Source organism: Geodermatophilus sp. URMC 65 (assembly GCF_053502545.1).
The window spans coordinates 4753993-4769250 of sequence record NZ_CP199954.1 but is presented as its reverse complement, the minus strand read 5'-3'; the positions used below and the strand labels follow the sequence as shown (position 1 = coordinate 4769250).

The 15258-nt window shown below is 73.2% G+C and carries 21 protein-coding genes; 13 read left to right on the top strand and 8 right to left on the bottom strand.

All coding sequences use genetic code 11. The annotated features are described in order from the left end of the window. Positions 1–3 precede the first annotated feature (3 nt). Positions 4–213: a DUF4177 domain-containing protein gene (locus ACWIX7_RS23090; protein WP_091439226.1), complete on the bottom strand. Its 210-nt coding sequence runs from the start codon at positions 211–213 to the stop codon at positions 4–6. A 355-nt stretch (positions 214–568) separates the two neighbouring features. Here ACWIX7_RS23090 and ACWIX7_RS23085 point away from each other — a divergent pair, with 355 nt between their 5' ends. Both ACWIX7_RS23085 and ACWIX7_RS23080 read left to right on the top strand, forming a co-directional pair. Then, on the top strand, positions 569–1549 hold the full coding sequence (locus ACWIX7_RS23085) for a PP2C family protein-serine/threonine phosphatase (RefSeq protein WP_448618734.1): 981 nt from the start codon (positions 569–571) through the stop codon (positions 1547–1549). A 34-nt stretch (positions 1550–1583) separates the two neighbouring features. Then, positions 1584–1967 (top strand): VOC family protein, encoded by a 384-nt coding sequence (locus ACWIX7_RS23080; RefSeq protein WP_448618733.1) that lies wholly within the window; start codon positions 1584–1586, stop codon positions 1965–1967. A 1-nt stretch (position 1968) separates the two neighbouring features. On the opposite strand, the gene ACWIX7_RS23075 is transcribed toward ACWIX7_RS23080, so the two are convergent. Beyond that, complete coding sequence (locus ACWIX7_RS23075; RefSeq protein ID WP_448618732.1) at positions 1969–2373, bottom strand: hypothetical protein; 405 nt, start codon at positions 2371–2373, stop codon at positions 1969–1971. A 58-nt stretch (positions 2374–2431) separates the two neighbouring features. Here ACWIX7_RS23075 and ACWIX7_RS23070 point away from each other — a divergent pair, with 58 nt between their 5' ends. Beyond that, the gene (locus ACWIX7_RS23070; RefSeq protein ID WP_448618731.1) at positions 2432–2824 is read left to right on the top strand and encodes a DUF2784 domain-containing protein; all 393 of its coding nucleotides are present in this window, start codon (positions 2432–2434) and stop codon (positions 2822–2824) included. Positions 2825–3062: 238 nt separating this feature from the next. Beyond that, complete coding sequence (locus ACWIX7_RS23065) at positions 3063–3905, top strand: alpha/beta hydrolase (protein WP_448618730.1); 843 nt, start codon at positions 3063–3065, stop codon at positions 3903–3905. A gap of 200 nt (positions 3906–4105) precedes the next feature. Here ACWIX7_RS23065 and ACWIX7_RS23060 read toward each other — a convergent pair whose 3' ends face one another. The 3 genes from ACWIX7_RS23060 to ACWIX7_RS23050 form a co-directional block, all read right to left on the bottom strand. After that, on the bottom strand, positions 4106–4240 hold the full coding sequence (locus ACWIX7_RS23060; RefSeq protein WP_448618729.1) for a hypothetical protein: 135 nt from the start codon (positions 4238–4240) through the stop codon (positions 4106–4108). A gap of 221 nt (positions 4241–4461) precedes the next feature. Next, positions 4462–4668: a hypothetical protein gene (locus ACWIX7_RS23055; protein WP_448618728.1), complete on the bottom strand. Its 207-nt coding sequence runs from the start codon at positions 4666–4668 to the stop codon at positions 4462–4464. Further along, complete coding sequence (locus tag ACWIX7_RS23050) at positions 4665–5681, bottom strand: proline racemase family protein (protein ID WP_448618727.1); 1017 nt, start codon at positions 5679–5681, stop codon at positions 4665–4667. The genes ACWIX7_RS23055 and ACWIX7_RS23050 overlap by 4 nt, the downstream gene beginning before the upstream one ends. 55 nt (positions 5682–5736) lie before the next feature. Between ACWIX7_RS23050 and ACWIX7_RS23045 the strand changes: the two genes are divergently transcribed. Together ACWIX7_RS23045 and ACWIX7_RS23040 are read left to right on the top strand one after the other, a co-directional pair. Beyond that, entirely contained in the window at positions 5737–6378 is a 642-nt protein-coding gene (locus ACWIX7_RS23045) for a TetR/AcrR family transcriptional regulator (protein ID WP_448618726.1), read from the top strand. Next, positions 6342–7331 carry a DMT family transporter gene (locus ACWIX7_RS23040; RefSeq protein WP_448618725.1) on the top strand — a complete coding sequence of 330 codons (990 nt, stop codon included), beginning with the start codon at positions 6342–6344 and terminating at the stop codon, positions 7329–7331. The genes ACWIX7_RS23045 and ACWIX7_RS23040 overlap by 37 nt, the downstream gene beginning before the upstream one ends. Before the next feature lie 244 nt (positions 7332–7575). On the opposite strand, the gene ACWIX7_RS23035 is transcribed toward ACWIX7_RS23040, so the two are convergent. Next, positions 7576–8298 (bottom strand): DUF72 domain-containing protein, encoded by a 723-nt coding sequence (locus tag ACWIX7_RS23035; protein WP_448618724.1) that lies wholly within the window; start codon positions 8296–8298, stop codon positions 7576–7578. Positions 8299–8306: 8 nt separating this feature from the next. Beyond that, positions 8307–8951, bottom strand: coding sequence for a class I SAM-dependent methyltransferase (locus tag ACWIX7_RS23030; protein WP_448618723.1), 645 nt, complete (start codon positions 8949–8951; stop codon positions 8307–8309). Between the two features lie 56 nt (positions 8952–9007). Between ACWIX7_RS23030 and ACWIX7_RS23025 the strand changes: the two genes are divergently transcribed. From ACWIX7_RS23025 to ACWIX7_RS22995, 7 genes are all read left to right on the top strand, one after another. Beyond that, positions 9008–9343: a YnfA family protein gene (locus ACWIX7_RS23025; protein WP_448618722.1), complete on the top strand. Its 336-nt coding sequence runs from the start codon at positions 9008–9010 to the stop codon at positions 9341–9343. Between the two features lie 17 nt (positions 9344–9360). Then, the gene (locus ACWIX7_RS23020; RefSeq protein WP_448618721.1) at positions 9361–9735 is read left to right on the top strand and encodes an ester cyclase; all 375 of its coding nucleotides are present in this window, start codon (positions 9361–9363) and stop codon (positions 9733–9735) included. 272 nt (positions 9736–10007) lie between these two features. Next, positions 10008–10289 (top strand): FmdB family zinc ribbon protein, encoded by a 282-nt coding sequence (locus tag ACWIX7_RS23015; protein WP_448618720.1) that lies wholly within the window; start codon positions 10008–10010, stop codon positions 10287–10289. 74 nt (positions 10290–10363) lie between these two features. Next, positions 10364–11122: an AmiS/UreI family transporter gene (locus ACWIX7_RS23010; RefSeq protein ID WP_448618719.1), complete on the top strand. Its 759-nt coding sequence runs from the start codon at positions 10364–10366 to the stop codon at positions 11120–11122. Between the two features lie 60 nt (positions 11123–11182). Further along, entirely contained in the window at positions 11183–12436 is a 1254-nt protein-coding gene (fmdA, locus tag ACWIX7_RS23005) for a formamidase (protein WP_448618718.1), read from the top strand. Between the two features lie 142 nt (positions 12437–12578). Then, positions 12579–13841 carry a formamidase gene (gene fmdA / locus ACWIX7_RS23000; protein ID WP_448618717.1) on the top strand — a complete coding sequence of 421 codons (1263 nt, stop codon included), beginning with the start codon at positions 12579–12581 and terminating at the stop codon, positions 13839–13841. Between the two features lie 66 nt (positions 13842–13907). Beyond that, positions 13908–14180 carry an FmdB family zinc ribbon protein gene (locus ACWIX7_RS22995; RefSeq protein WP_448618716.1) on the top strand — a complete coding sequence of 91 codons (273 nt, stop codon included), beginning with the start codon at positions 13908–13910 and terminating at the stop codon, positions 14178–14180. Positions 14181–14332: 152 nt separating this feature from the next. Here the strand turns inward: ACWIX7_RS22995 and ACWIX7_RS22990 are convergent, their stop codons facing one another. Next, positions 14333–15178 carry an aggregation-promoting factor C-terminal-like domain-containing protein gene (locus tag ACWIX7_RS22990; protein WP_448618715.1) on the bottom strand — a complete coding sequence of 282 codons (846 nt, stop codon included), beginning with the start codon at positions 15176–15178 and terminating at the stop codon, positions 14333–14335. Positions 15179–15258: the final 80 nt, after the last annotated feature.

Sequence of the window (15258 nt, the reverse complement as noted above, 5' to 3'; positions counted from 1 at the left end):
CGGTCAGGTGGTCGGGCGCTCCAGGGTCACCAGCACGCCCTCGACGCCGCCCGGGCCGATCCGGCCCTTGACCTCGACCGAGGTGATGGCCTTGAGCTGCCAGCCCTCGCGGGCGTGCTGGTTGAGCACCTTCTCCAGCTTGTCACCGGACATCTTGCCGCCGATCAGCCCCTCCCGGAGCTCGACCACCCGGTACTCGTAGCGCTGCGCCACGTCCCGTCTCCTCTCGTCGGCCGGTGTTCCCTGTCCCTGCCCCGGCGCGGCCCGGACGATGCCTCCCGGGCCCCGACCCGTAGACCGGCCGCGGTGGCGACCAGCGGATACCCTGCCTGCGACCCGATCCCGCCGACGGACAGGACGAGCTCGGTGACCGACCCCCTGAGCTCGCTGCTGCGGGCGGCGCACCTGATGTCGCCGTCGAGGCTGGCGACCACCGTGGCCACCCACGGCCGGGCTCTGGGGGTGGCCGAGACCGTCCTGTACCTGGGCCGACTACGAACAGGTCGCCCTCCTGCCGGTACCCGGCGACGGCGTCCCCGAGCGCGAGGAGCTGCCGATCGAGGGCACGATGGCCGGCCGGTCGTTCCGCCGGGTCGAGGTACTGACCAGCAGCGCCGGGCCGGCCGTCCGGATGTGGCTGCCGCTGCTCGACGGCGTCGAGCGCCTCGGCGTGGTGGAGCTGGCGCTGCCGTCGACTCCGGACGAGGAGTCCGAGGAGCGGCTCAAGGCCTTCGTGAGCCTGGTCGCCGAGCTCGTCGTGACGAAGGACGCCTACAGCGACGTGTTCTCCCGGCTGCGGCGGCGCAAGACGCTGAGCCTGGCGGCGGAGATGCAGTGGGAGCTCCTCCCGCCGCCGACCTTCGGCACCGAGCGGGTGGTCATCACCGGGGGCCTGGAACCGGCCTACGACGTCGGCGGCGACAGCTTCGACTACGCCGTCAACGGCGACACCGCCGACCTGCTGGTCATCGACTCCGTCGGGCACGGCCTGCCCGCCGCGGTGCTGGCCAGCGTGGCGATCAGCGCCTACCGCCACGCCCGCCGCAACATGCTCGACCTGCCCGAGATCGCCGCCGAGGTCAACGCCGCCGTCGCCGGCCAGTTCCCCGGCAGCCAGTTCGCCACCGCGGTCATCGCACGCCTGGACATCGACACCGGCCGGCTGCGGTGGATCAACGCCGGGCACCCCGAACCGCTGATCCTGCGCGGCTCGTCGCTCGTGCAACTGCCGCACCATGCTCCGTCCCGGCCGCTGGGACTGCAGGAGGACCGGCCGCTCTGCGGCGAGACCCGCCTCGAGCCCGGCGACCGGCTGCTGCTCCACACCGACGGGATCACCGAGGCCCGCTCGCCGGACGGGGAGTTCTTCGGCGAGCAGCGGCTGGCCGACTTCATCCTCTCGGCGTCCGCGGCCGGGGACCGGGCACCGGAGACCGTACGGCGGCTGATGCGCAGCGTGCTGGCCCACCAGGGCGGCCGGCTGCAGGACGACGCCAGCATCGTCGTCCTGGAGTGGCTCACCGGGGAGGAGCAGGAGCTGGTGCCGTAGCGAGGGAGGCCCTCGAGCGGTGCAGGATGCCCGGGTGGACGTGCTGAGCAGCCGGGTCCTCCTCCGGCCGGTCGACCCCGCGAGGTCGCAGGCCTTCTACCGCGACGTGCTGGGGCTGGCGGTGTACCGCGAGTTCGGTCCGCCCGAGCACCCCGGGGTGGTGTTCTTCCTGGGCAATGGCCTGCTCGAGGTGTCCGGGCCCGGTGACGAGCCACTCCGGGGCATGGCGCTGTGGGTGCAGGTGCGCGACGTCGACGCCGAGGTCGAGCGGCTGCGCGCCGCCGGGACGACGGTGCTGCGCGACCCGCGGACCGAGCCGTGGGGCCTGGTCGAGGCGTGGGTCGCCGACCCCGAGGGCGTGCGGATCGCGCTGGTCGAGGTGCCGCCCGACCACCCGCTGCGGCGCGACCGGCGGTAGCTCAGGCGCGCGGCGTGGTCCCCGCCGTCCCGTCGTCGGGATCGGCGGCGTCGCCCGGACGGCGCACCAGGTCGGCCACCGACTCCTCCAGCCGCGCCCACGTCGCGCTCCACTCCACCAGCGGGTCGAGGATCCGCTCGAAGACGGCCAGCTGCTCGTCGAAGGCCTGCAGCTGGGCGGTCATCGCCGCGATCTGCTGCCGCTGGCTGCGCACCGCCCGGTCGATGGCGCGCAGCTGGGCCGCCGACATCGCACCGGGCGGCGAGGGCAGCCGCGGCAGCGAGAACGGCACCGCGCCGCGCGCCCGGTCGGTGAAGCTGCGCAGCTGGCCGACGAACTCCTCGACCGACCGGCTCACCCGGCTGCCCGACCCGCTCTCGCGGCCGCCCGCATCGCTCTCGCTCATGGCCTCATCCTCCCGCCGGGGGGTCCCCGGCGCCCTTCCGGCGTGCCAGGCTGGGTGCGTGCTGTGGGCGCACCTGGTCGCGGTGGTCCACGCGCTGGCCGTCGTCCTCATGGTGACCGGCGCGCTGGTCGCGCTGCGCCGGCCCCGGCTGCTGTGGGTGCACGCGCCGGTGGCCGCAGCGATCCTCGCGGTCAACCTGGCCGGGGCGCCGTGCCCGCTCACCGACCTGGAGCTGGCGCTGCGTGAGCGGGCCGGTGGCGAGCCGTACACCGGCGGGTTCCTCGGCCACTACGCCCTGGCGCCGTTCGGGCTGGACGTGGCCAGTCCCGCCGTCCAGGCCGGCATCTACACCGTCGCGCTGGTGCCCAACGTGCTCGGCTACGGACTGCTGGCCGCTCGGGCCGGCCGCGGCCGGGTGAGGACGGCGAGCGAGGGAGGTGCCTTCGGCTGAGTGCGATGCCGCCGAGGTGTTCCTGAGCGCCCGGTCTGGGTCAGCCCGGTGCCCGCAGGACGCCTCGTCCCCTGATGCGGCTGCACCACCGACCACGTCCGCGTTGCCGAGTGGCACGCTGAGCCATGGCCGGGAGTGCTGAACCCCTGGCGGACCTCCACGAGGAGCTGGGACGGTTCCGCAGGGCCGCCGAGTCGGCCGGGCTCGACAGGTCATCCCGACCGGAGAGGAGTTGGTCATGGCGTCGATCTCCGCGCGGGAGAACCGGGAGATCGAGGCGGCCAACTCCTCCGGCAACACCCCGGTCGTCTTCATCCACGGCCTCTGGCTGCTGCCGAGCAGCTGGGCCAACTGGGCGGACTTCTTCGAGCAGGCCGGCTACGCGCCGCTGACGCCGGACTGGCCGGACGATCCGGAGACGGTTGACGAGGCCCGGGCGAAGCCAAGCGTGTTCGCCAGGAAGACCTTGGAGCAGATCGCCGATCACACCACCGACGTCATCAAGGCCCTGGACAGGAAGCCGGCTGTCATGGGGCACTCGACCGGGGGCTTGCTGGCGCAGATGCTCGCGGGCCGCGGCCTCGCGGCTGCCACGGTGGCGATGGACCCCGGGGTCTTCCGCGGCGTTCTGCCCCTGCCGGCCTCCGTGCTCAAGGGGGTGGGCCCGTTCCTGGTCGACCCGCGCACGCGCGGCCGCGCGATCACCCTCACGTTCGACCAGTTCACGTACGGCTGGGCGAACGCGCTGGACGAGGAGGAGGCGCGGGAGCTCTACGACCGGTTCCACGTCGCCGGCTCTGGGATGGCCCTCGTGCAGATGGGCACCGCGAACCTCAACCCGTGGAGCGAGGCGAGGGTGGACACGAAGAACCCCGACCGCGGTCCCCTGCTGATCATCGAGGGCGAGAAGGACCACACCGTGCCCTGGGCGATCGCGAACGCCGCCTACAAGCTGCAGCGGCGCAACCCCGCCGTGACGGAGATCGTGAGGATCCCGAACCGGGGCCACTCGCTCACGATCGACCACGGCTGGCGCGAGGTCGCCCGGACGGCGCTCGACTTCGTCAAGCGGTTCGCCTGAGCGGTCACTGCTCGACGAGGACGTCCTCAGACATCGCGCACAGCTGATCGGCGCGTGGGTGAGCATCGCTGCCTGAACCACCCCGGCGAGTCCGGAGACTCCAGTCCTTGAGCAGGATGCAGTCATGGCAGATCGGACCACCGGGGAGCCCGCTTGTCGCCCCCCACAGGGACGTGGCCGCATGACCCAGAGCAGCCCGTTCAGGGACAGCCAGCCGCCGCCGTGCGCACGACGGCGGCTGCGACGGCGAGGTCCTGCCAGGACATCCCGACGCTCGTGAAGACCAGCGGCCGGTCGGCCGGCGGGGGAGCCGCGCCGGTCACGAGGTCGCGCACGGGCACGAGGTCGGCGGCGGTCAGCGCCCTCGGCGATCGCCAGCACCACCTCCCCGGCCTCGCGCAGCGCGGTGGTGACGTCCTCGACCACTACGGTGGCCCGGCCCAGCAGGGCGGCGTCGAGCTCGCGGGCGTCGGGCTGGTGCGAGCCGACCGCGACCACCGCGGCGCCGTTGCCGAGCAGCGTCGAGTCGAACAGCGGCGCGCGCCGAGGTGGCGCATCACCGGGGGGCGACGGTGGCCACCTTGACCCCGGCCACGGCCGGCGACTCCGACGGCATGAGCGGGAAGTGGCCGTGCGAGAGGCCGACCGCCGTGCGGGGTGGGTCGGCGGCGGGGTCCAGGCCGCCGCGCAGTGCATCGGTGACCGCCCGGACCGCGCCGGCCGGGCCGAGCGCGGCGACGGCGTCCGCGTCGAAGAACCTCACCGCAGCACGAACCCGGGAACCAGCGCGTCGTGCGGATCGACGACGAACCGGTGCTCGCCGGTGCGGTAGGCCATCCCGGTGACCTGCGGGAGCACCGCGCGACGTTCGTCGACGTCCACGGTCCCCAGTACCGTCCCGGCGAAGGTGCTGCCCACGATCGAGTCGTGCCGCAGCACTGTGCCAGACGGAAGCCGGCCCTCGTCGGCCAGCACCGCCAGTCGCGCGCAGGTGCCCGAGCCGCAGGGTGAGCGGTCGACCTCACCGTCGGCGAAGACGGCCACGTTGCGCTGGTGCACCTGTCCGTCGGTGTCTCCGAGCTCGTCGTACCAGATGGTCCCGTAGATGCCATTGAGCCGTGGGTCGGCCGGGTGCACGGCGTGCTCGCTGTCGTTGAGTGCCCGCTTGATCTCCCGGCCCAGCGAGACTAGCTCGCCGAGACGTTCGGGGGTGACAGTCAGGCCCAGCTGATCGGCGGGCAGGGTCGCGTAGATGGCGCCGCCGTAGGCAACGGTGACGGTCACCTCGCCTCGAGAGGTCGTCACCGGGACCTGGCGGGCGACCACCCAGCTGGGCACGTTGACGAAGTCGACCGCCACCGTCCGGCCGGCCTCGCGGTGCACCCGCGCGGTCACCCGCCCCGACGGCACGTCGATGCCCACGTCCACGCTGCCGTTCTCCGGTGCGGCGACCAGCCCGGTCTCGACGGCCCAGACGCCGAGTGCGATCGTGCCGTGCCCGCAGGCGGTGGAGAAGCCGTCCTTGTGCCAGAACAGCACGCCCAGGTCAGCACCGTCGTCGTCCGGCGGCACGACGAACCCGCCGTACATGTCCGCGTGGCCGCGCGGCTCGGAGCACAGCACCGCCCGCAGCGCCTGGACGTCGGGCTCTTCGATGGCCCGTGCGCGGCGCTCGGCCACGGTGGCGCCCGGGATCGGCACCGGGGGCTCGACGACGATCCGGAAGGGCTCCCCGCCGGTGTGGTAGTCGACCGTCTCGATCCTCGAAGGCAACATGCCGGCACGATACTAGGTAGACTGGTCTACCTAGTAGCCGGATGAGGAGCTGCCCATGTCCGACCGTGGACACCAAGAGGCCCTGGGGACCGAGCCGGCGGTGCGGCCGCGTCGCGATTCGGCCCGCGCCCGGCTGCTCGCGGCGGCAGCGCAGTGCTTCTACGACCACGGGGTGAACGGCACGGGGATCGACACCATCACCGCCGCGGCGGGCGTGGCGAAGATGAGCCTGTACAACAACTTCGCCTCGAAGGACGACCTGGTCGCGGCCTACCTGGAGGCGCGGCACGAGGAGTGGCTGGACCTCTACCGCCGCCGGCTGGCCAGTGCGACCCACGCCCGACAGCGGGTCGCCGCGGTGTTCGACGCCTACGTCGACCATGCCGAGATGGCTCACCGGCACGGGTTCCGCGGCTGCGGGCTGCTCAACGCGGCGGCCGAGCTGCCCGCCGGTGCACCCGGCCGTCAGCTGGTGCGCCGGCACAAGGAGGAGGTCGAGGCACTGCTGGCCAAGCACCTCGCTGAGCTGGACGAGGTGCCGGCCGAGCGGGTCGCCGACCTGGCCGAGGAGCTGTCGTTCCTGTTGGAGGGCGCGATGGCCCGGGCCGGGCTGGAGGGCGACTCCCGCCGGTTGCACCGCGTCCGCGAGCTGGCCCTACGGTGCGTGGACCCCGCCGGCGGCCGGGCCGCGCGGTGAGGCACGGTACGACGTACGGCACCGTGTGCGTGTTGGCCGCAGCCGTGCTGTGGGGCACGACCGGTACCGCGGCGGCGCTGGCCCCCGGCGTCGGGTCGCTGGCGGTCGGTGCTGCGGCGATGGGCGTCGGCGGCCTGCTGCAGGCCGCGGCCGCGCACCGTCTGATGCGCGCGCACCGCGCCGGCCTGGCCGCGCAGTGGCGGCCGCTGGCGGCGGCCGCTGTCGCAGTGGCGGTGTACCCGCTGGCCTTCTACACCTCGATGCGCCTCGCCGGGGTCGCGATCGGCACCGTGGTGTCCATCGGCTCAGCGCCGATGACGGCCGCTCTCATCGAACGCGTCATCGACCGCCAGCCGCTGTCCCGCCGCTGGGCCCTCGGCGCCACCGCCGGCGTGCTCGGCGTGCTGGCGCTCGCCCTCGCGCACCCAGGCGAGGAGGCGACCGGCGGTTCCGGTGCGCAGCCGGTGCTCGGCATCGCACTGGGGCTGCTGGCCGGGGTCACCTACGCGCTGTACTCGTGGGGTGCGGCGCGAGTGATGCGCCGTGGACTGCCCTCCCGCCCGGTCATGGGCGCCGTCTTCGGGGCCGGCGGTGTCCTGCTGCTACCGGTCCTGCTGCTCACCGGCGCTCCGATCGTCGCCTCGTGGTCCAACCTCGCGGCCGTGGCCTACCTGGCCCTCGTGCCGATGTTCCTCGGCTACGTGTTGTTCGGCCGGGGCCTTGCCGCCGTCCCCGCGAGCACTGCAACCACGCTCTCCCTGCTCGAGCCCGCCGTTGCCGCCCTCATCGCCGTCCTCGTCCTGCACGAGCACCTGCCACCCCTGGGCTGGGTGGGCATGGGGATCCTGCTCGCCAGCCTGGTGCCGCTGACCGCGGACTCGCGACGGCTGGGAACAGACACGGCGAGCAGTCCATCGACGAGCCCATCACGCCCGGTCGAAGTCGTCCCATAGGCCTCCTCCAGGGACATGGCAGCACCGGCTGCCACGTGACGACTCCCGACACATCTCGGGACGTCACGGGTGGTCGAGTTCGCTCGCGTCGGTGGCGGCGAGCTGACCGAGGAGCGGACGGCCGACACCCAGCGCCGGGACGGTCCGCCAACCTGTGGCCGAGCCCACCCGACAGGGGTGGGCGCACGAACCGCCGGCACGAGCGAGGTGCAGTGGTTGCGCCGGACAGGCACCCCGGCACGACTCATCCCCCGGTCAGCCCTCGCAGGGTCTCGGCGTTGCGGACCGCGTGGCCGTGCCCGTCGTTGTTGAAGTAGGCGTAGACGTCGCGGCCGTCCCGCGCCCACTCGCCGATCCGGTCGGCCCACCAGCGCAGGTCGGCGTCGTGATAGGAGCCGGCGTAGAGGTGGGCGTCGTCCGGGCCGTGCAGGCGCACGTAGACGAAGGGCGCGGTCGCCCGCAGCACGCACGGCAGGCCGGCGCCGCTCATCACGCAGTACGCCGCGCCGTGCCGCTCGAGCAGGGCGTACACCGCCTCGTCGTGCCAGCTGGGGTGGCGGAACTCCACCGCGACCCGCATCCAGTCCGGCAGCAGGCCGAGGAAGAAGTCGAGCCGGGCGTCGTCCCGGGCCTGGGTGGGCGGCAGCTGCACCAGCAGGACGGCGCGCCGGTCCCCCAGCTCATGCCAGCACGCGGTGAGCCGGCCGACCCAGGTCTCGGGGGCGTACAGCCGCTTGGCGTGGGTCAGCCCGCGCGGCGCCTTGACCGAGAGCTGGAAGCCCGGAGGCAGTCGGCGGCGCCAGGAGGCGAAGGTCGCCGTGCGCGGCCAGCGGTAGAAGCTCGCGTTGAGCTCGACGGTGCCGAAGCGCTGGACGTAGTGCGCCAGCCGGTCCCGCGGCGGGGTGCCCGGCGGGTAGAGGACGCCGTCCCAGTGGTCGTAGCTCCAGCCCGACGTCCCGACGTGCACCGTGCCGTTCAGGGCAGCCGCCAGACCGTCGTGCGGCGCAGCCCTGGCCCCTCGGTCTCCGGGATCTCGTACACGGCGACGGACTCGAGCCGGTCGTGCGGCAGGTAGGGGCGGCCGGGGTCGCCGACGTAGACCTCGAGGCCGCGGGCGCGGGCCCGGTCGAGGAAGGGCAGCACCCGCTCGGTCATCTCCCGGTCGTAGCAGACGTCGCCGGCCAGGACGACGTCGATGCCGACCGGGTCCCGGCTGAGAACGTCGCCGGTGACGCTGATCCCGCCGATGCCGTTGAGGCCGGCGTTGACGCCGACCGCCGTGCGGCTGAACGGGTCGACGTCGCTGGCCAGCACCGGCTGGGCGCCGGCGAGGCGCGCGGCCAGCGCCACCAGCCCGCTGCCCGAGCCGAGGTCGAGGACGGCCCGCCCGGCCACCACCGACGGGCTGTCGAGCACGAAGCGGGCCAGCGCCTGCCCACCGGGCCAGGCGGCGGCCCAGAACGGCGGGGTCTCCCCCGCCCCGCCGTCCGCGGCCTCCATCGCCTCCCACAGCGCGACGACGTCGTCGGCGACGTGCAGCCGGACCTCCGGCACGCAGGAGGGCCGCCGCACCTGGGTGTGCGCGCGGACGAAGGCGGACGGGACGGCGCGGACGGTCACGCCCCGAGTCCACCACGCGCCCTCACCTGGCACCGCCCGCCTGGGAGCATCCGCCCGTGCTCGTCGCCCGATCGGTCGCCCTGTTCCTCGCCGCCGCCGTGCTCGAGATCGGCGGCGCCTGGCTGGTCTGGCAGGGCGTGCGGGAGCACCGCGGCTGGCTGTGGATCGGCCTCAGGGTGGTGGCCCTGGGCGGCTACGGCTTCGTCGCGACGCTGCAGCCGGACGCCGCCTTCGGCCGGATCCTGGCCGCCTACGGCGGTGTCTTCGTCGCCGGGAGCCTGGCCTGGGGCATGGCGCTGGACGGCTACCGGCCGGACCGCTTCGACGTCCTCGGGGTGCTGATCTGCCTCGTCGGGGTCGCTGTGATCATGTACGCCCCGCGGACCCCCTGAGCGGACAGGAGCACGTGGTGTCCCGAGCCGACGAGGACGTCGTCCGCCGCTGGGTGGAGGAGATGGTCGACCAGGGCGACCTCGACGTGGCCGAGGAGATCTTCTCCCTCTCCCTCGCGGCCTCCGCCAAATGGTGGGTCGAGCCGTTCCGGGCCTCGTTCCCCGACGTGCACGTGGAGGTGGTCACGCTCGTCGCCGAGGACGACCCAGTCGCCGGGCGTTTCCGCTGCTCGGGGACCCACACCGGCGCCTGGATCGGTCACCCACCGACCGGTCGCCGCTTCGAGGACGTCGACGAGGTCTATTTCTTCCGCGTCCACGACGGCCGCATCGTCGAGATGTGGGGCCTCGAGGACACCGCGGAGCGCCTCCGCCAGCTCGGCCTGACCTGACGACCGAGGGCCGCTCCCTGGGATGGGGCGCCCTCGGCACGTGACGCCTCGCGGCTTCGACCACGTCGACTGCCGCCTCCCGGCATCCCGACACTGGGTGCCTGCTCGTCTCCCCCACGGGGTCACGGCGCGCCGAGGAGCGCGCGTGGCGGGTGCGGGATGTGACCGGGGGCTCGGCAGGGGCTTGACCCCGGGATGCACCCGGTGGAGCGTGCCCGTCCTCCCGGGCTCCCCGGGAGTGCTCGGGTCAGGAACGGCCTGGAGGTGCCGAGGTGGCCGTCTACGTCTACCGCTGCACCGCACACGGCCTCACCGAGGTCACCCGCGCCATGGGCACGGCCGACGCGGGGGTGCCGTGCCCGGCCTGCGGTCTGCAGGCGGCACGGGTCTACACCGCGCCGCGGCTCTCGCTCGGGTCCCCGGCCCGGCGGGCGCTCATCGACCGCACCGAACGAACGCGCGACGAACCGGACGTCGTGTCCGCTCCGCCACCCCGGGCGGGAGCAGCGGCGGTGGCGCGGAACCCGGCCCTGCGACGACTGCCACGCCCCTGAAGGCAGCCGTTCCCGGACGGTCCACCCCAGACACCGAGAGAACGCCTGATCGACCCCACGAGGAGGGGAGCGACATGGGCAGCGTCGGGTTGCTGTACGTCGGAGCGGTCCTGGTCGTCAACGGTCTGATGCTGCTGGGGCGGGTCGACGCCCGAGCGGCCGCCCCGCTGAACTTCTTCGTCGGCGGGCTGCAGGTGATCACGCCGACGTACCTGATCTTCACGTCCGGCGGGGACACCGACACGATCCTCGCCGCCTCCGGCCTCTACCTCTTCGGCTTCACGTACCTCTACGTGGGGTTCAACCTCCTCGGCGGCCTGGACGGCACCGGGCTCGGGTGGTTCTCCGCGTTCGTCGCGGCGTGCGCCGTCGTGTACGCCGGCCTCAACTTCGGCCGCTTCGACGACCCCGCCTTCGGAGTCATCTGGCTGTACTGGGCGGTGCTGTGGGGGCTGTTCTTCCTGGTGCTGGGACTGAAGCGAGAGGAGCTGACCCGGTTCACCGGGGCCATCGCCGTCGTCGCCGGCGTCATCACCTGCGCCGTCCCCGCGTTCATGCTGCTCGTCGGCGTGTGGGCACCCAACACGAGGACGGCGGCGATCGTGCTCGCCGCCCTCTGCCTGCTGTCGCTGGGCCTCTACGGCCCGCTGCGGCAACCGCGGGTGACCCCGGCGACGGCTCCCGCACCGGAACTGCGGGAGGGCGAGTCCCCCCAGCAGGTCGCTGCTGCCGGGGCCGCGGCGCCGTCCACGCGGATGCACGGCAACGTCGCCGCGACCGAGGAGCAAACCGCGCGAGGAACGACCGACGTCCCGACGGACCGCGGGCGGTGATGCCGGCGCCCTTCGACTCCCGCCGTCGCCGCTCGGACCACTCAGACCTGGAGGTCAGCCATGCCGGACGTCGTGTTCCCGCTCGACTCCACGAAACCGTTCACCGAGCAGAAGTACGTGGGCCACAACAGGTGGCATCCGGACATCCCGGCCGAGGTCAGCGTCCGCCCCGGGCAGACCTTCCGGGTGCACTGCCGGGAGTGGTTCGACGGGGCCATCCACAACGACGACTCGGCCGACGACGTCCGCGACGCACCGCTGCCGACGGTGCACCGGCTCAGCGGGCCCATCGCGGTCGAGGGAGCGGAGCCGGGGGACCTCCTGATCGTCGACATCCTCGACCTCGGGCCCATCCCCCAGGAGGACTCCGGCCCGCTGGCCGGCCAGGGCTGGGGCTACACCGGCATCTTCGCCAAGCAGAACGGCGGTGGCTTCCTCACCGACCAGTTCCCCGACGCGTACAAGGTCATCTGGGACTTCTCCGGGCAGCGGGCGACGTCCCGGCACATCCCCGGGGTGTCCTTCACCGGCATCACCCACCCCGGTCTGATGGGGACGGCGCCCTCGGCGGACCTGCTGGCCCGGTGGAACCGGCGGGAGGGCGCGCTGATCGCGACCGATCCCGACCGGGTGCCGCCGCTGGCACTGCCCCCGCTGCCGGACGAGGCGATCCTCGGCCGGCTGGAGGGTGAGGAGTTCGACCGGGTCGCCGCGGAGGCCGCCCGCACCGCGCCACCGCGGGAGAACGGCGGCAACCAGGACATCAAGAACTTCACGCGGGGGACCCGGGTCTTCTACCCGGTCTTCGTGCCGGACGCGAAGCTGTCGATGGGTGACCTGCACTTCTCCCAGGGCGACGGGGAGATCACCTTCTGCGGCGCCATCGAGATGGGCGGCTTCATCGACCTCCACGTCGACCTCATCAAAGGCGGCATGGAGGCCTACGGAGTGGGCGAGAACGCCATCTTCATGCCGGGCAACGTCGACCCGCGGTACGAGCGGTGGCTGGCCTTCTCCGGCACCTCGGTGACCCTGGACGACGAGCAGCGCTACCTGGACTCGCACCTGTCGTACCAGCGGGCCTGCCTGCACGCCATCGACTACCTGACCACGTTCGGCTACACGCCCGAGCAGGCCTACATGATCCTCGGGGCCGCGCCGATCGAGGGCCGGCTGTCCGGGGTGGTCGACATCCCCAACTCCTGCTCAACCGTCTACATCCCGACCGCGATCTTCGACGTCGACGTCACCCCCTCGGTGTCGGGTCCGACCCGGATCGACCCCGGGATGGGCGTTCCCCGCTCCACCTACTGACGGACCGCGGTACCGGGGCGCCTCGTGGCGCCCCGGCACCGGGGTGGTCCTCCCGAAGTCGGCCCGACCACCCCCGCACCACCGGCGCACGGGCACGCCCGTCGCCGGGTCTCCCTTCCCGCACCGCACCCGAGGAGTTCCCGTGCCCGAGGTCATCTTCGAGATCAACCGCGACCTGAGCGTGCCGATGGCCCAGCAGGCGGTCCCCGGACACAACCGCTGGCACCCCGACATCCCGCCGGCCAACACGGTCCGCCCCGGCGCCACCTACCGGATCGAGTGCAAGGACTGGACCGACGACCAGGTCCGCAACAGCGACGACGCCGAAGACATCCGCACCATGAACCTCGACCCCTGCCACGTCCTCAGCGGCCCCTTCGCGATCGAGGGACTGGAGCCCGGAGACCTACTGGTGGTCGACATCGTCGACATGGGGCCGTTCGACGTCCAGCCATGGGGCTACACGGGCATCTTCGCCAAGGAGAACGGGGGCGGTTTCCTCACCGACTACTCCCCGGGAGCGTCCAAGGCGATCTGGGACCTCGACGGCATCTGGACCACCAGCCGGCACGTCCCGGGTGTGCGCTTCATCGGCAACTCCCACCCCGGGTTGTTCGGCTGCGCTCCCTCCGCGGAACTGCTCGCCGAGTGGAACCGCCGCGAGCAGGCCCTCATCGACCAGAACCCCGACCGGGTGACCGGGGACATCCCCGCACACGGCGGTGAGACACCCGGTGCGCCGCAGGTCCCGGCGCTGGCCCTCCCGCCGCAGCCGAAGGACGCGCTCCTCGGCCGGCTGAGCGGCTCGGACCTCGAACGGGCCGCCGCCGAGGCCTGCCGCACGATCCCGCCCCGGGAGCACGGGGGGAACGTGGACATCAAGGACCTGGGCGTCGGGAGCCGGGTCTACATGCCGGTCTTCGTACCCGGTGGGCTGTTCTCCATCGGCGACCTCCACTTCGCGCAGGGCGACGGGGAGATCACCTTCTGCGGCGCCATCGAGATGCCCGGCTTCATCGACCTGCACTTCGACGTCATCAAGGGCGGGATGGAGCGGTACAAGACCGACATGCCGTTCTTCAAGCCCGGCCGGGTCGGCCCCAACTACTCGGAGTACCTGACCTTCGAGGGCATCAGCGTGGAGGACGGCCGGAACTACTACATGAACGCCACGGTCGCCTACCGCCGGGCCTGCCTCAACGCCATCAACTACCTGATGCCGGCGATGGACTGGACCTTCGAGCAGGCGTACCTGTTCCTCGGGGCGGCGCCGATCGACGGCCGCATCGGCGGCGTGGTGGACATCCCCAACAGCGCGGTCTCGCTCAGCATCCCGTTGTCCATCTTCGACCGGAGCCTCCTGCCGGAGGGTGCCGGCGGAGGCCGCGAGCTGGTCGCGGACTGACCGATCCCCGGGCCGGGGCGGCGGCCCGCCGCCGCCCCGGCCCCCCGCCACCGGCAGGAGACACCCGTGCCCCTCTACGAGTTCCGCTGTCCGCAGTGCGGCCCGTTCGACCTGCGACGCGACATGCAGGACGTCGCCGACTCCGCGGTCTGTCCCTCCTGCGACCAACCCGCCCAGCGGGTCTACACCGTCTCAGGCGGCAGGCCCTGGCAAGGGCCGCTGCGCGACGCCGGGAAGGCCGACCACGCGCGCGTCGAGCGGGCGCGCAGCGGCGAACCGGTGATCACCGGCCCTCCGTCCGGGCGCCGGTTCGCCCGACGGAGCGGCCACCACCACTGAAGACGACCGAGGGCTGCCCCCGCGGTGCGGGGACAGCCCTCGGCGGCCCTCATGCAGGGTCCCGCCGCGAGCTCGCGAGTGGCGGGGGCAGGAGGCGGCCCCGTCCCGGGTCCCCCCCGAGCCTGCGAGGGGTGGGGAGGACGGGGTCCTTCTCAGTACCAGCCGGTGGACTGCGAGTGCGCCCAGGCGCCGCAGGGGCTGCCGTAGCGGCTGTCGATGTAGATCAGGCCCGCGTCGATCTGGCGGTAGCCATCCGACGTCTTGGCGATGCCGGTGCTGGCCCAGGTCGAGTTCAGGAACTGCGGGATGCCGTAGGCGGTGCTGGTGGGGTTCTGCGCATTGGGGTTCCAGCCGCTCTCCTTGCCCCACAGGTTCTCCAGACAGCTGAACTGCTGGGCGCTGCCGACCTTGCTCATCGCGTACTCCTTGAAGGAGCCGCGCGGCGCGGCGGACGACGAGCTGCTGGCGGCCGGGGCTGGCGCAGCGGCGGCGGGCTTCTCGGCGGCCGCGCGGGCGGCCTGCTCGGCGGCAGCCTTGTCGGCCGCGGCCTTCTCGGCGGCCGCGCGCTCCGCGGCCTCGCGGGCGGCCTGCTCGGCGGCGGCCTTCTCGGCGGCCTGGCGGTCCAGCTCGGCCTGCTCGGCGGCGGCCTGGACCTGCGCGGCCTGCGCCTCGGCGGCCTGGCGCTCGCTGCGGGAGGCGGCGAGGTCCTGCAGCGCGGCCAGCTCGGTGGCGGCCGGGGCGGCGAGCGGCTGCTGCGCCGACTCCTCGGTGATGCCGAGCTGCTCGGCGACGCTCATCGAGGCGGTGACCGTCTCGGCCTCGGCCTCGGGGGCCGGCTGCGCGCCGACGACGGTGTTGACCACGATCGCGCCGGCGGCCGCGGTGGCCAGCAGGATCGCCGGACGGCGGCCGCTTGCGGGCAGCCGCAGGCGGCGCCGGGCGGTCCGGTTGGCGGGGGCGTCGGTGGCCGGGACGGCCGGGAACTGCTTGGTGTCCATCAGGTGGGGGTGCTCCGTGGCGGGAGGGCGCGCGGGGTGGTCCTCATGGCAGGGGACAGCCCGGTGCGGCGCGGTCTACG